13 protein-coding genes are annotated in these 13,481 nt (G+C 63.5%); 10 read left to right on the top strand and 3 right to left on the bottom strand.

Going from position 1 to position 13,481, the window contains the following annotated elements:
* Positions 1–966, top strand: a 966-nt coding sequence (lipA, locus tag AC3FKG_RS27480; RefSeq protein WP_488744658.1) for a lipoyl synthase, incomplete at its 5' end; no start/stop codon positions are given.
* A gap of 16 nt (positions 967–982) precedes the next feature.
* On the opposite strand, the gene AC3FKG_RS27475 is transcribed toward lipA, so the two are convergent.
* Positions 983–2,737: a dipeptidase gene (locus AC3FKG_RS27475; protein WP_488744657.1), complete on the bottom strand. Its 1,755-nt coding sequence runs from the start codon at positions 2,735–2,737 to the stop codon at positions 983–985.
* Between the two features lie 249 nt (positions 2,738–2,986).
* Here AC3FKG_RS27475 and AC3FKG_RS27470 point away from each other — a divergent pair, with 249 nt between their 5' ends.
* From AC3FKG_RS27470 to AC3FKG_RS27460, 3 genes are all read left to right on the top strand, one after another.
* The gene (locus AC3FKG_RS27470) at positions 2,987–3,718 is read left to right on the top strand and encodes a glutathione peroxidase (protein ID WP_483714071.1); all 732 of its coding nucleotides are present in this window, start codon (positions 2,987–2,989) and stop codon (positions 3,716–3,718) included.
* A gap of 140 nt (positions 3,719–3,858) precedes the next feature.
* Positions 3,859–5,259, top strand: coding sequence for a dihydrolipoyl dehydrogenase (locus tag AC3FKG_RS27465; protein WP_488744656.1), 1,401 nt, complete (start codon positions 3,859–3,861; stop codon positions 5,257–5,259).
* A gap of 56 nt (positions 5,260–5,315) precedes the next feature.
* Positions 5,316–5,546 carry a hypothetical protein gene (locus tag AC3FKG_RS27460; RefSeq protein ID WP_488744655.1) on the top strand — a complete coding sequence of 77 codons (231 nt, stop codon included), beginning with the start codon at positions 5,316–5,318 and terminating at the stop codon, positions 5,544–5,546.
* On the opposite strand, the gene AC3FKG_RS27455 is transcribed toward AC3FKG_RS27460, so the two are convergent.
* Positions 5,521–6,042: a DsbA family protein gene (locus AC3FKG_RS27455; protein ID WP_483714073.1), complete on the bottom strand. Its 522-nt coding sequence runs from the start codon at positions 6,040–6,042 to the stop codon at positions 5,521–5,523. The two genes, AC3FKG_RS27460 and AC3FKG_RS27455, sit on opposite strands and share 26 nt — an antisense overlap.
* 131 nt (positions 6,043–6,173) lie before the next feature.
* A complete protein-coding gene (locus AC3FKG_RS27450) occupies positions 6,174–7,094 on the bottom strand; it encodes a LysR family transcriptional regulator (RefSeq protein WP_488673892.1) in 921 nt (306 codons plus the stop codon).
* Between the two features lie 173 nt (positions 7,095–7,267).
* Here AC3FKG_RS27450 and catA point away from each other — a divergent pair, with 173 nt between their 5' ends.
* From catA to AC3FKG_RS27420, 6 genes are all read left to right on the top strand, one after another.
* Positions 7,268–8,203: a catechol 1,2-dioxygenase gene (gene catA / locus AC3FKG_RS27445; protein ID WP_483714076.1), complete on the top strand. Its 936-nt coding sequence runs from the start codon at positions 7,268–7,270 to the stop codon at positions 8,201–8,203.
* Positions 8,204–8,317: 114 nt separating this feature from the next.
* Positions 8,318–9,676, top strand: a complete 1,359-nt coding sequence (locus AC3FKG_RS27440; protein WP_483714077.1) for an SRPBCC family protein — start codon at positions 8,318–8,320, stop codon at positions 9,674–9,676.
* Complete coding sequence (gene benB / locus AC3FKG_RS27435; RefSeq protein WP_483714078.1) at positions 9,673–10,161, top strand: benzoate 1,2-dioxygenase small subunit; 489 nt, start codon at positions 9,673–9,675, stop codon at positions 10,159–10,161. The genes AC3FKG_RS27440 and benB overlap by 4 nt, the downstream gene beginning before the upstream one ends.
* A gap of 37 nt (positions 10,162–10,198) precedes the next feature.
* A complete protein-coding gene (benC, locus tag AC3FKG_RS27430; protein WP_488744654.1) occupies positions 10,199–11,221 on the top strand; it encodes a benzoate 1,2-dioxygenase electron transfer component BenC in 1,023 nt (340 codons plus the stop codon).
* Complete coding sequence (gene benD / locus AC3FKG_RS27425; RefSeq protein WP_483714081.1) at positions 11,218–11,994, top strand: benzoate diol dehydrogenase BenD; 777 nt, start codon at positions 11,218–11,220, stop codon at positions 11,992–11,994. The genes benC and benD overlap by 4 nt, the downstream gene beginning before the upstream one ends.
* 82 nt (positions 11,995–12,076) lie before the next feature.
* Positions 12,077–13,459, top strand: coding sequence for an MFS transporter (locus AC3FKG_RS27420; RefSeq protein ID WP_483714083.1), 1,383 nt, complete (start codon positions 12,077–12,079; stop codon positions 13,457–13,459).
* Positions 13,460–13,481 lie beyond the last annotated feature (22 nt).

Here is a 13,481-nt window from a genome sequence, read left to right as displayed (position 1 = left end):
GAAGCCCCGCAATCCCCCGCGGAGCAGTACGATCCGACCCGCAAGCAGAAGTCTGCCGACAAGACCGCGCGCATCCCCATCAAGATCGTGCCGGCCGAAAAGCTCAAGAAGCCGGACTGGATCCGCGTGAAGGCCGCCACCGGCAACTCGCGCTTCTACGAGATCAAGGACATCCTGCGCGCCAACAACCTGGTGACGGTGTGCGAGGAAGCGAGCTGCCCGAACATCGGCGAATGCTTCGGCAAGGGCACGGCCACGTTCATGATCATGGGCGACAAGTGCACGCGCCGCTGCCCGTTCTGCGACGTCGGCCACGGCCGCCCCGATCCGCTCGACGTGAACGAGCCGGGCAACCTGGCGCGCACGATCGCCCAGCTCAAGCTGAACTACGTGGTGATCACCAGCGTCGACCGCGACGACCTGCGCGACGGCGGCGCCCAGCACTACGTGGACTGCATCAGCCAGACCCGCGAACTGTCGCCGGTGACCCGCATCGAAGTGCTCGTCCCTGACTTCCGCGGCCGCCTGGACAAGGCGCTGGACATCCTGCAGGGCTGCCCGCCGGATGTGATGAACCACAACATGGAAACCGTGCCGCGCCTGTACAAGCAGGCCCGCCCGGGCGCCGACTACGCGCACTCGCTCACGCTGCTGAAGGAATTCAAGCGCCGCAACCCGAACGTGGCGACCAAGTCCGGCCTGATGGTCGGCCTGGGCGAGACCGACGAGGAAATCCTCGAAGTCATGCGCGACATGCGCGCGCACGACATCGACATGCTGACCATCGGCCAGTACCTGGCGCCGTCGAACCACCACCTGCCGGTGCTGCGCTACGTGCATCCCGACACCTTCAGGATGTTCGAGGAAGAGGCCTACAAGATGGGCTTCACGCATGCCGCCGTGGGCGCGATGGTGCGCAGTTCGTACCACGCCGACCAGCAGGCGCATCAAGCCGGGTTTGCCTGAGCGTTTCCTTGCCGCCTTACTGCATCTTTGCCAGGTTACCGATACGCACCATCATCTCGGTGAACATCTGCAGGTCCAGGTCGAGATCGGCGACTTCCTTGTATTCCTTGGCGTTATGGGCGGTGTATTTCTTGCCCGGCATCGCCGGCCCGAAGTTGATGGCATTGGGCAGCAGCTTGGCGGTGGTGCTGCCGGCGGTGGCCACGGGTTTGGCTTCGAGGCCGGTGGTGTCGCCGAAGATGTTGAGCAGCGTGGAAAGCCACGCACCCTTGGGGTCGCGGGCCATCCAGTTGCCCTGGTCATACTTGATCTCAACCGTCGAACCCGTGGACGCCGCCCACTTGTAGATGCGCTGCACGGCCTTGCCGCTCAGCGCCTCGGGCGTGCTGCCGCGCGGCATGCGCACATTGGTGATGACCTCGACGAAATCGGCTTGCTCGCGCACCTGGGTCGGGGACATGGTCAGCGGGCCCATGAACGGATCGCGATAGGCCAGCCCCATCTTCTCGCCCAGGTAGCCCAGCCCATACAGGTCGGCAATGTAGCGCGCGGCCCGCAGGTACTGGTTGTCGGCGAGCTGCAGGCCGGAGGCCTGCAGGAACATGGCCAGGCGCGGCAGCGGGTTGACGCCTTCTTCGGGGCGCGAGCCGTGGGCCGACACGCCCGTTACCTTGACCTCGACAACGTCGCCATCGCGCTTCAGGTCGATGCTGAACTTGCCGCCCTGCGGCGTGGTCTTGCGCAGGAAGGCAGCGCGGGCGCCGTCGAGCGCCGCCATCACCGTCGCCGGATTGCCCCCGGCGATGCGCGCCACTGCCGTCTCGGGCACGCTGTTGGCGGACGCGGCGCCGCGCATGGACACGATGGCCGGCTGCTTGCTGTCGGTGCGCAGCGCCGGAAACATGACGCGCAATGCGCCGGAACCCTTCTCTGCCACCACGGCCGGGTATTTGCTGTCGAGCACGATGTTGTAGTCGGGCAGCGCGTTGCGTTCGCGGTAGTACTTCATGCCGTCGCCACCGGTTTCCTCGGTGGTCTCGATCATCAGGCGCACGCTGCGCTCCAACGACAGGCCGCTTTCCTTGACGGTCTTCATGGCGTAGAGCGCCGCGGCAATCGATCCCTTGTCGTCGATGGTGCCGCGGCCGTACAGGTAGCCGTCCACGCGCGTGACGGAGAACGGGTCCAGCCGGGTGCCGTTGTCGAGCACCCATTCGTCGGCGACCGCCGGGACGACATCCGCATGGGTCAGGATGCCGAAGGTGTCCAGGCCCGCGCCAGGCAGCGTGACTTCGAACACGCGGTTGTCGATATTGCGATAGACCAGGCCGAAGGACTTCGCCATGCCTTCGACCAGCTTGCCGAACTCGATGATGGCGGGACTCTCGTGCGGCGGAACCTTGTCGTCGCGCACGGTCCGCAGCGCGACCATCTTGCCCAGGGCGTCGATCACCGCCGCCTCGTTGCGCAGCCGGTTATAGACACCAAGCAAGCGCCCCATATTGACAAGGTTGTCGCCACTGAGCGGTGTCCCGGCCTGCCAGGCGGCCACGGCCGGCGCCGCGGCCGGCTCTGCCTTGGCCGCGCTCGCCAGGAAAGCTTCCAGGCTGGCCGGCGGGCTCGATTTATGGGTCGCGATCAGGGTGTCGAGGGCGGGCTTGCGCAGCGTCTCGGCCCCGGCCGGACAGGCCAGCGCCAGCGCCAGCGATAACGCCAGGGAGATCAGCCGGCCATGGTGGCGGCCGGCATTCAGGGTGTCTGGGCGAAGCATCAGGACTATCGGTAATTCCGATGGATATCGGGAGATGGCCGCATGATAGGGCACTTTTGTGCCCGGCTGAAAGTTATGTGTGACTTTAAGTCCCCTTTTGCCCGTGGGTAATGGGAGGCGGATCACGTTGCGATAGCAAATGCTAATCGCATCGGTTTAAACGATGAATTGTACAAATCACATCGCGATCGACAGAATGTGGTTCATCGCTGCAGCACGCAGCAAACCACAGAACCAGGAGTGATTCCGATGCTGCAATCCCGTGAAGGCCAACGCGTTCCCAATGTCGCTTTCCGTATCCGCCAGGACAACGAATGGAAGACGGTCACCACCGGTGAACTGTTCAACGGCAAGACCGTCGTGCTGTTCTCGCTGCCCGGCGCCTTCACGCCGACCTGCTCGTCGACCCACCTGCCGCGCTACAACGAGCTGGCGCCCGCGTTTGCGAAGCAGGGCGTGGACGAGATCCTGTGCGTCTCGGTCAACGACACCTTCGTGATGAACGAATGGGCCAAGGACCAGGAATCCGCGAACATCACCATGATCCCCGACGGCAATGGCGAGTTCACCGAAGGCATGGGCATGCTGGTGGACAAGACCGACCTGGGCTTCGGCAAGCGCAGCTGGCGCTATTCGATGCTGGTTCGCGACGGCGTGGTCGAAAAGATGTTCATCGAGCCGGATGAGCCGGGCGACCCGTTCAAGGTGTCCGACGCGGACACCATGCTGAACTACATCGCCCCCGATGCCAAGCGCCCGGACCAGGTTGTCGTGTTCTCGAAGATCGGCTGCTCGTTCTGCGCCAAGGCCAAGCAGCAATTGTCGGATGCCGGCTATGAGTACATCGAAGTGCCGCTGGACAACAAGGTGCGCGGCAAGGTGCTGGGCGCCGTGTCCGGTGAAATGACCGCGCCGCAGGTGTTCATCAACGGCAAGCTGGTCGGCGGCGCCGCCGCGCTTGAACAGTACCTGGCCAGGTAACTCCGGTCTCACGACCGCACTTCGCGGTCCGGCAGTCGCCGGACCCGATGGCACCGCGCTGCCTGCGTGGCGCCATCCAGCCCGCCGATTGATGACCGATCGATTTCAAGAACAACCCTGAAGGGAAGGAACCGCACGCCATGAAGACCATCCAGACCGACGTCGCCGTCATCGGAGCAGGCACCGCCGGCCTCGCCGCCTATCGCGCCGCCATTGCGGCAGGCAAGCGCGCCGTGATCATCGAAGGCGGCCCGTACGGCACCACTTGCGCCCGCGTGGGTTGCATGCCGTCCAAGCTGCTGATCGCCGCAGCGGAAGCCGCGCACGAACTGCGCCACACGGCCCCGTTCGGCGTGCACGTGGACGGCAATATCCGCATCGATGGCCGCGAAGTCATGGCCCGCGTCCGCAGCGAACGCGACCGCTTTGTCGGTTTCGTGGAGCGCGGCGTGGAAACCATTCCCGCGGCGGACCGCGTGCGTGGCTATGCCCGCTTCATCGACAACACCACGCTGGAGGTGGCTGCCGCCGAGGGCGAAATCACCGTGCGGGCCAGCCGCGTGGTGATCGCCACGGGTTCGCGTCCGGTCGTGCCGGCGCCGTTCAAGGTGTTCGGCGACCGCCTGATCGTCAACGACGATGTATTTGCGTGGGAAGACTTGCCGCGCAGCGTCGTCGTGTTCGGCCCCGGCGTGATCGGCCTGGAGCTTGGCCAGGCACTGTCGCGCCTTGGCGTGCGGGTCCGGGTATTCGGCGTGCGCGGCTCGCTCGGTCCGCTGACCGACCCTGTCATCCGCAGCCATGCGAACGAGACCTTCCGCAATGAGTTCTACCTCGATACCGAGGCCGATGTCACGGACATGGCGCGCGAAGGCGACCTGGCTCGCATCACCTACACCGATCGCGAGGGCAAATCCGTCACGGAGACGTTCGACTACGTGCTGTCCGCGACCGGCCGCGAGCCCAATGTGCGCGGCCTGGGCCTGGAAAACGCGGGCCTGGAACTCGATGCGCGTGGCGTGCCGGTGTTCGATCCGGCCACGCTGCAGTGCGGCGTATCGCCGGTGTTCATTGCCGGCGATGCCAACAATATCCTGCCGCTGCTGCACGAAGCCGCCGATGAAGGCAAGGCCGCTGGCGAGAACGCTGCCGCGTACCCGCAGGTGAAGCCGCTCGCGCGCCGCGCGCCGATTGCGGTGGTGTTCTCGGACCCGCAGATCGCCATGGTTGGCCAGCGCTTTGCCGACCTGGCCGAAGGCAGCTTCGTCACCGGCGAGGTCAGCTTCGAGGACCAGGGCCGCAGCCGCGTCATGCTGAAGAACCGCGGCCTGATGCACGTGTATGCCGACAAGGCGAGCGGCCGTTTCCTGGGCGCCGAATGGACTGGCCCGCGCGCCGAGAACATTGCGCACCTGCTGGCGTGGTCATATCAGCAGGGCCTGACCATCGCGCAGATGCTGGGCATGCCGTTCTATCACCCGGTGGTGGAAGAGGGCCTGCGTACGGCGTTGCGCGATGCGGCGGCAAAGCTGGAGGGCTGAGCGGGCCAGCGCACCGGGGCGGCGGGGCCTGTCCGACCCGACCTTGGGGGAAGATTGTGGCTGCCGCAATCCGCCTGCACGCGGACGCAGTGCTGCCCGCGGCTGATCCCGGCCTACGGGGCATTTTGCGGCGCCAGGGCCGCGCGGCAATGGTCACGCAGTTCGGAAAGATCCAGAAGTTCCGCTTGCGGGAAAGCGCCGCAGCGGGCGAGCTGAGTCTCGTCGCGGAGATTCAGCGGCTGCTGCGGACGCTCGGCACGGTCATGCGGCCAGTGCCGCATCAATAGCATGCTGCAGCCGCTCCATGCCGAACGTTACGTCCTGCACCACGCCGTTGACGAAGAATGACGGCGTGCCGCGCACCTGCCACTGCGCAGCGCCATGCATGTCGTCGCGGATGTGCGGCAAGTGCGCATGCGCGGACATGTCCTCGTCATATCGGTCCAGGTCCATGCCGAGCATGCCGGCGTAGTGGCGCAACGCGTCGGGCCTGAGGCCGTCCGGCTTTTCATGGAGCAGGCGGTACATCGGCCAGAACTTTTGCTGCGCGCCGGCGGCTTCCGCGCATTCGGCGGCGGCTTCGGCCGACGGGTGCCAGTGCGACATCGGATAGTGGCGATAGACGAAGCGCACCTGCGGACCGTAGTGCTCCATCAGGATCTTCATGGCGCCATACGCCATGCGGCAATACTCGCACTCGAAATCTCCGTACTCGACGACAGTAACCCTGGCGGTGTCGGGGCCGACCGCGTGGTCGGCGGCCGTGATGGCGACGTCTCGCATAAGGCGCTCCGGTGCATGGGCAGGCGGCCCGGGACTTTTTAGTTTAGGCGCAGACGGGGCTCAGGCGTGGGCAATATAAGGTGCATATTTTCGCTCTGGAAGAGTTGTGTAGGGCATATGCGGTTCAAACCTTAGCCCATGTCCGTCCGAGGCACATATGGAATCTGCTCTTCTTCGTAGAGCCGATAGATCAGGTCGAGCATTTCCCTGATATCGCGTGACTCGTCCATCGCGCGCATGCTCATGATGATCGGCGACGTGAGGGTCGGGTCATCGAGTTCCATGTAGCTCACGTCGTCGCGCTTGAGCCCATAGACACTGCTCGGCACGACGGAGATCCCTTCTCCCGCCGCGACCAGCCCCAATGCAATCTGCAACTCGCGGACGTCATAAATGCGCCGGGGCGTCAGTGCTCGTTCCTGGAACGCCGACAGGACCTGGTCCGCAAAGCTGGGACGCGGCGCCTTCGGGAACACGATCAGCGTTTCGTAGATGAGGTCCCGCAGCGAAAGCTGCGGTTTGGACAGCGAGAGCGGATGACCAACGGGGAGGGCCACGATCATCTTCTCCTCGCGCAGGATGACCCGGCGGATATTCGCGTCCTCGTGCCGGATGCGGCCGAACCCGACATCGATGCGTCCGTCCTTCAATGCGCGGATCTGGTCCATGGTCGACATTTCGTGCAGGCTGAGCTCTACCGCTTTGTTTTCGTCCCGGAATCGCCGGATGATCTTTGGCAGCATGCCGTAGAGTGTCGAACCCACGAAGCCGACGGACAGGCTCCGCTCGATGTTGCCCACGCGCCGCGTCATCGATTCCAGCTCGCTGGTCTGCGCGAGCAGGTGGACCGCGTGCGAGTAAAAGAACTTGCCGGTCTCGGTGAGCTTGAGCGGACGGGAGTTCCGCTCGAACAGCTGCACCCCGAGTGCCTCTTCGAGCTGCTGTATCTGCCGGCTGAGCGGCGGCTGGGCGATATGGAGCCGTTTTGCGGCGCGCGTGAAGTTGCGCTCTTCCGCGACGGCCACGAAGTAGCGGAGATGCCGTAGCTCCATACAATACCTCCTGGATATAGCCTGATACTAAAACGGTGTTGGACTGACGCGTTTTACGACTCTATTCTGCATTCAAGCTCGATTTCAGCGGCAAATTATACCTTCTGGGTAGATTAAGACCGACCTGAAATGAGGGTTAACCCCAGTAAAAACACAGACAGTTAGGAGCAGACATGAGTGCCAAGGTATTCGACGCGAAGGAAGTGCAGGACCTGCTGAAGGCCGCCGCCAATCTGGGCAGCAACGAGGGCAACGCTCGTACGAAGCAGATCACGCATCGTCTGCTGAGCGACCTGTTCAAGGCCATTGAGGACCTGGACATGACCCCCGACGAAGTGTGGGTCGGCGTGAATTACTTCAACAAGCTCGGCCAGGATGGCGAGGCGGCCCTGCTGGCCGCTGGACTGGGTCTGGAGAAGTATCTCGACATCCGCATGGATGCCCAGGACCGCGAAGCCGATATCCACGGCGGCACGCCGCGCACGATTGAAGGACCGCTGTATGTGGCCGGTGCCCCGGTGCGTGACGGCGTCTCCCGGATCGATCTCAATGCTGACGAAGATGCAGGCCCGCTGGTTATCCGTGGCACGGTGACCGGACCGGACGGCAAGCCCGTCGCCGATGCGGTGGTCGAATGCTGGCACGCCAATTCGAAGGGCTTCTACTCGCACTTTGACCCGACCGGCGCGCAAGACGATTTCAACCTGCGCGGCGCGGTGAAGACCGGGGCCGACGGCAAGTATGAATTCCGCACGCTGATGCCCGTCGGCTACGGATGCCCGCCGGAGGGCGCCACGCAACAGCTGCTTGACGCGATGGCCCGCCACGGCAACCGCCCGGCGCACGTGCACTTCTTCGTCACGAGCGACAAGACCCGCAAGCTTACGACGCAGATCAACATCGAAGGCGACCCGCTGATCTGGGATGACTTCGCCTACGCAACGCGTGAAGAACTCGTGCCGCATGTGGTGGAAAAGACCGGCGGCACGGCGCTCGGCCTCAAGGCCGACGCGTACAAGGAAATCGAGTTCAACATCGCATTGACTCCGCTGGTGCAGGGCAAGGACAACCAGCTTGTGAACCGCCCGCGCGTCGCCGCCACGGCGTAAGCCGCTGTAAGCCTCGCCCGGCGGCCTCTCTCGCAGGCCGCCCAACTCTCCGCACGAACTATCTGAACCGATGCCACAGGCTTCCCCTGGGAAGCCTGCATAGGGAGACGACTCATGTCCGCAACACTCGACAAAGCACAACAACTGGACGATCTGCTGAGCAATGCCGTTCAGGATGACAAGGAAAATGGCGTCTTCCGCTGCCGCCGTGACATCTTTACGAACGCCGATCTGTACGAACTCGAGATGAAGCACATCTTCGAGCGCAACTGGGTCTACCTGGCACACGAAAGCCAGGTTCCGAACAACAACGATTACTACACCACGTGGATCGGTCGCCAGCCGATCGTCATCACGCGTGACAAGACCGGCGAACTGCATGCGGTGATCAATGCCTGCGCCCACAAAGGCGCCATGCTGTGCCGTCGCAAGCATGGCAACAAGGGCAGCTTCACCTGTCCGTTCCACGGCTGGACGTTCTCGAATGCCGGCAAGCTGCTGAAGGTCAAGGACGAGAAAACCACCGAGTATCCGGTGCAGTTCAACAAGCAGGGCTCGCACGACCTGAAGAAGGTGGCGCGCTTCCAGAACTACCGCGGCTTCCTGTTCGGCAGCCTGAGCGAAGACGTGATGCCGCTCGAGGACTACCTCGGCGAAACGAGGGTCATCATCGACCAGATCGTCTCGCAAGCACCGGAAGGTCTCGAAGTGCTGCGCGGCAACTCTTCCTACATCTACGACGGCAACTGGAAGATGCAGATGGAAAACGGCTGCGACGGCTATCACGTCAGCACCGTGCACTGGAACTACGCCGCCACCATGGGCCGGCGCAAGGTCGAAGGCACCAAGGCCGTCGATGCCAACGGCTGGAGCAAGTCGATCGCGGGGGTGTATGGCTTCGAGCATGGCCACATCCTGCTCTGGACCAACACGATGAATCCGGAAGTGCGTCCGGTCTATCAGCATCGCGACGAGATTGCAGCGCGTGTCGGTGAAGACAAGGCGAACTACATCGTGAACCAGACACGCAACCTGTGCCTGTATCCGAACGTGTTCCTGATGGACCAGTTCAGCACCCAGATCCGCGTGGTCCGCCCGATCAGTGTCGACAAGACCGAAGTCAATATCTTCTGCTTCGCGCCCAAGGGAGAAAGCGCCGAAAGCCGCGCCCTCCGCATTCGCCAGTACGAAGATTTCTTCAATGTCACCGGCATGGGCACCAGCGACGACCTTGAGGAATTCCGCGCGTGCCAGGCGGGCTACGCCAACACCACAACCATGTGGAACGACATGTCGCGTGGCGCACCGCTTTGGGTCCACGGACCGGACGAAAACGCCAAAGGCATGGGATTGAACCCGCTGATATCGGGCGAGCGCAGTGAAGATGAAGGGCTCTTCGTGGTGCAACACGAATACTGGAGGCAGGTGATGAGAGAAGCCCTGCGCAAGGAACAGGCGGAGGCGGCGGTATGAACATCGACTATCAAACCATCTGCCAGGCGCTCTATCAGGAAGCGCGCTTTCTCGATGACCGCCAATGGGACGAATGGCTGGCCTGCTACGCGGAAGACGTCACCTACTGGATGCCGGCGTGGGACGACGATGACCAGCTTACACAGGACCCGCAAAGCCAGATCTCACTGATGTACTACCCGGACCGCGGCGGCCTGGAAGACCGGGTGTTCCGCATCCGGACCGAGCGCAGCAGCGCGTCGATGCCGGAGCCGCGCACCGGCCACAACGTCACCAATGTCGAAGTGCTGGCGCAGCGCGAGGGCGAAGTCGACATTCGCTACAACTTCAACACGCTGAGCCATCGCTACAGGGTGACAGACCAGTACTTCGGAACGGTCTATCTCACCTTCCGCAAGGTGGGCGACCGCTTGCTGATTTCGAGCAAGAAGATCGTGCTCAAGAATGACTACATCCGCCAGGTGCTCGACGTCTACCACGTCTGAGGCCACGGGTTGGAACGAAACGGACGCAGGAGGCAACATGTCCAGCTACAACATCGCACTGAATTTTGAAGACGGCGTCACCCGCTTTGTCGAATGCAAGGCCGGCGAGAAGGTCCTCGACGCCGCGTTTCGCGCCAAGATCAACCTGCCGATGGATTGCTCCGACGGCGTCTGCGGCACCTGTAAGTGCCGCGCCGAGAGCGGTAGCTACGATCTCGGCGACGACTACATCGAGGACGCGCTGAACGACGACGAGAAAGCCAGCGGGCTCGTGCTGACGTGCCAGATGGTGCCGCAGAGCGATTGCGTTATCGCCGTGCCGGCGTCGTCAACGGTGTGCAAGACCGAACAAAGCAAGTTTTCCGCGACGGTCACCAAGGTCGAGCAGCACAATGATGCGGCGGTAGTGCTGGAACTGGACGTGGACAGCATTCCGCCGGTCTTTCTGGCCGGCCAGTATGTGAACATCGACGTTCCCGGCAGGGGGGCGCACCGCTCGTATTCGTTCTCGTCCGCGCCGGGTGCTTCGAAGATCAGCTTCCTGATCAAGAAGATTGCCGGCGGCGTGATGAGCACCTGGCTCGAATCGGCGCAGCCGGGACACAAGGTGCAGCTGACCGGCCCGCTGGGCAGCTTCTACCTTCGGGCCGTGGAGCGTCCGCTGCTGTTCCTGGCGGGCGGCACGGGCCTGGCGCCGTTCCTGTCGATGCTGGAAGTGCTGGTGCGGGCGAACTCGCAGCAGAAGGTGCATCTGATCTACGGCGTGACCCGCGACCTTGACCTGGTCCAGGTCGATGCGATCGAGGCGTACGTCGCGAAGCTGCCGAACTTCACGTTCAGCACCGTGGTTGCCGAAGCGGAATCGAGCCATCCCCGCAAGGGCTGGGTGACGCAGCATATGCCGGCTGAATGCCTGAACGACGGGGATGTCGACGTGTACCTGTGCGGTCCGCCGCCGATGGTCGACGCCGTGCGCAAGCATTTCGATGACAATGGCGTGAAGCCCAACAGCTTCCACTACGAGAAGTTCACGCCCAACGCCGTTCCGGTGATCGCATGAACGCCCGCCGATTCGAAGGCAAGGTGATGGTCGTCACCGGCGCGGCACAGGGTATCGGCCGTGGCGTTGCGCTGCGCGCCGCGGCGGAAGGTGCCAGCGTCCTGTTCGTCGATCGCGCCGACTTCGTCCGCGAGGTCGCTGCTGAAGCGGTCGGGGCCGACACCGCCGGCTTCATTGCCGACATGGAGACCTATGAAGGCGCGGCCGCCACGATGGCCTTTGCGGTGGAGAAATTTGGCCGCATCGACGTCCTGGTCAACGGCGTGGGCGGTGCCATCCGGATGCGGCCATTTGCCGAGTTCGAGCCGGCGCAGATCGACGCGGAAATCCGCCGCTCGCTCATGCCTACGCTGTACGCCTGCCACGCCGTCCTTCCGCACATGCTGGCGCAGGGAGGCGGAACCATCGTGAATATTTCCTCGAATGCCACGCGCGGCATCCGACGCGTGCCGTACTCGGCGGCCAAAGGCGGCGTCAACGCGATGACCCAGTCGCTGGCCATGGAGTATGGCGAGCACAACATCCGGGTGGTCGCCGCAGCGCCCGGGGGCACCGAGGCGCCGCCGCGGCGCGTGCCGCGCAACGCAGCGGGAGACAGCGAGCAAGAGAAGGCATGGATGCGCGAGGCGGTGACGCAGGTTGCCGAGTCGACCTTCTTCAAACGCTACGGCACGCTCGACGAACAGATCGCGCCGATTCTCTTTCTTGCGTCGGACGAGGCGGGGTACATCACAGGCGCCGTACTGCCGGTTGCTGGCGGCGACAACGGCTAAAGCTCATAAAAGAAGCAGGCGCGGCCGGCTGCATTCAGCCTGGCTGCCGCGGCCATCCAAAAAACGACAACGGAGACAAAACATGCGACACATTGACGTCCACAAGCTAGCGGACGACGCGCGCTTCAACAGATTCCATGCAGGCCTGCTGTTCTGGTGCGCGCTCATCATCATCTTTGACGGCTACGATCTCGCCGTGGTGGGCATTGCGCTGCCCTCGATCATGAAGGACATGGGCGTCGACGCGACCCGTGCAGGCTTCATGGTCAGTTCGGCCCTGTTCGGCATGATGTTCGGCGCGGTAATCATGGGCACCGTCGCCGACCGCATTGGCCGGCCAAAGGCCATTGCCATCTGCATTGCGCTGTTCAGCGTCTTTACGGCCGCGGCGGGAATGACGCACGACCCGGTCTCGTTCAGCGTGACACGCTTCTTTGCCGGACTCGGCATCGGCGGCGTGATGCCCAACGTCGTCGCCCAGATGACCGAGTTCTCGCCGCGCAAGATCCGCGGCACCATGGTCACGCTCATGTTCAGCGGGTATTCCGTGGGCGGGATGCTGGCCGCACTGATGGGCAAGTCGCTGATCGAGACGTACGGCTGGCAATCTGTGTTCCTGGCCGCCAGCGCGCCCGTACTGATCATCCCCGCGGTGCTGAAGCTGATGCCGGAGTCATTGCCGTTCCTGATCCAGCGGAATCGCCTGGACACGTTGAAGGCCGTGCTGGTCAGGATGGCCCCCGCTTACCGCGCACAGGCCACGGACCGGTTCGACTTGCCGCAGGCCGGGAAAGGGGCCAGCGCTCCCATCAGCATGCTGTTCCGTGACGGGCGCGGCTTCAGCACCGTGATGCTGTGGATTGCCTTCTTCATGTGCCTGTTTATGGTCTATGCCTTGAGCTCGTGGCTCACCAAGCTCATGGCTGGCGCGGGCTATAGCCTCGGCTCCGCCTTGACCTTCGTGCTGGTGTTGAACTTTGGCGCGATGGCCGGCGCCATCGGCGGCGGCTGGCTTGCGGACAGGTTCAATATCAAATACGTCCTGGTCGGCATGTACGCACTGGCTGCGGTCTCCATCACGCTGCTTGGCTTCAGGATGCCGACCGAGGCCTTGTTCCTCGTGGTTGCGCTTGCCGGAGCCTCGACCATCGGGACGCAAATCGTGACCTACGCCTATGCCGGGCAGTTCTATCCGGCGACCGTGCGCGGCACGGGAATTGGCTGGGCCTCCGGTGTCGGCCGCGGCGGCGCCATCCTCGCGCCGATTGTCATCGGCGTGCTGGTCAGCCTTTCCCTGCCGCTGCAGCAGAATTTCGCGGCCATGGCCGTGCCCGCGGTCATCGCCGTGCTGGCTGTCCTGATGATCGACCACCAGCGCTCGGCGTCGATCATGGAAGGCAAGGCGGTCCAGGCCACAACGGATGACAGGAACATCGTTGCGAACGTCCAGCAGCGCAGCTCATGACGTTGTCCAACCCATACATCCA

Source organism: Cupriavidus sp. 22TCCZM04-2 (assembly GCF_057798895.1).
Note: the sequence above shows the minus strand (reverse complement) of the source record. Positions and strands in the feature narration are given on the sequence as shown.

Bases quoted from the DNA above. Each gene is read 5' to 3' on its own strand.
- AC3FKG_RS27475 (WP_488744657.1), bottom strand. From the start codon at position 2,737: ATGCTTCGCCCAGACACCCTGAATGCCGGCCGCCACCATGGCCGGCTG.
- AC3FKG_RS27470 (WP_483714071.1), top strand. From the start codon at position 2,987: ATGCTGCAATCCCGTGAAGGCCAACGCGTTCCCAATGTCGCTTTCCGT.
- AC3FKG_RS27465 (WP_488744656.1), top strand. From the start codon at position 3,859: ATGAAGACCATCCAGACCGACGTCGCCGTCATCGGAGCAGGCACCGCC.
- AC3FKG_RS27455 (WP_483714073.1), bottom strand. From the start codon at position 6,042: ATGCGAGACGTCGCCATCACGGCCGCCGACCACGCGGTCGGCCCCGAC.
- AC3FKG_RS27450 (WP_488673892.1), bottom strand. From the start codon at position 7,094: ATGGAGCTACGGCATCTCCGCTACTTCGTGGCCGTCGCGGAAGAGCGC.
- catA (WP_483714076.1), top strand. From the start codon at position 7,268: ATGAGTGCCAAGGTATTCGACGCGAAGGAAGTGCAGGACCTGCTGAAG.
- AC3FKG_RS27440 (WP_483714077.1), top strand. From the start codon at position 8,318: ATGTCCGCAACACTCGACAAAGCACAACAACTGGACGATCTGCTGAGC.
- benB (WP_483714078.1), top strand. From the start codon at position 9,673: ATGAACATCGACTATCAAACCATCTGCCAGGCGCTCTATCAGGAAGCG.
- benC (WP_488744654.1), top strand. From the start codon at position 10,199: ATGTCCAGCTACAACATCGCACTGAATTTTGAAGACGGCGTCACCCGC.
- benD (WP_483714081.1), top strand. From the start codon at position 11,218: ATGAACGCCCGCCGATTCGAAGGCAAGGTGATGGTCGTCACCGGCGCG.
- AC3FKG_RS27420 (WP_483714083.1), top strand. From the start codon at position 12,077: ATGCGACACATTGACGTCCACAAGCTAGCGGACGACGCGCGCTTCAAC.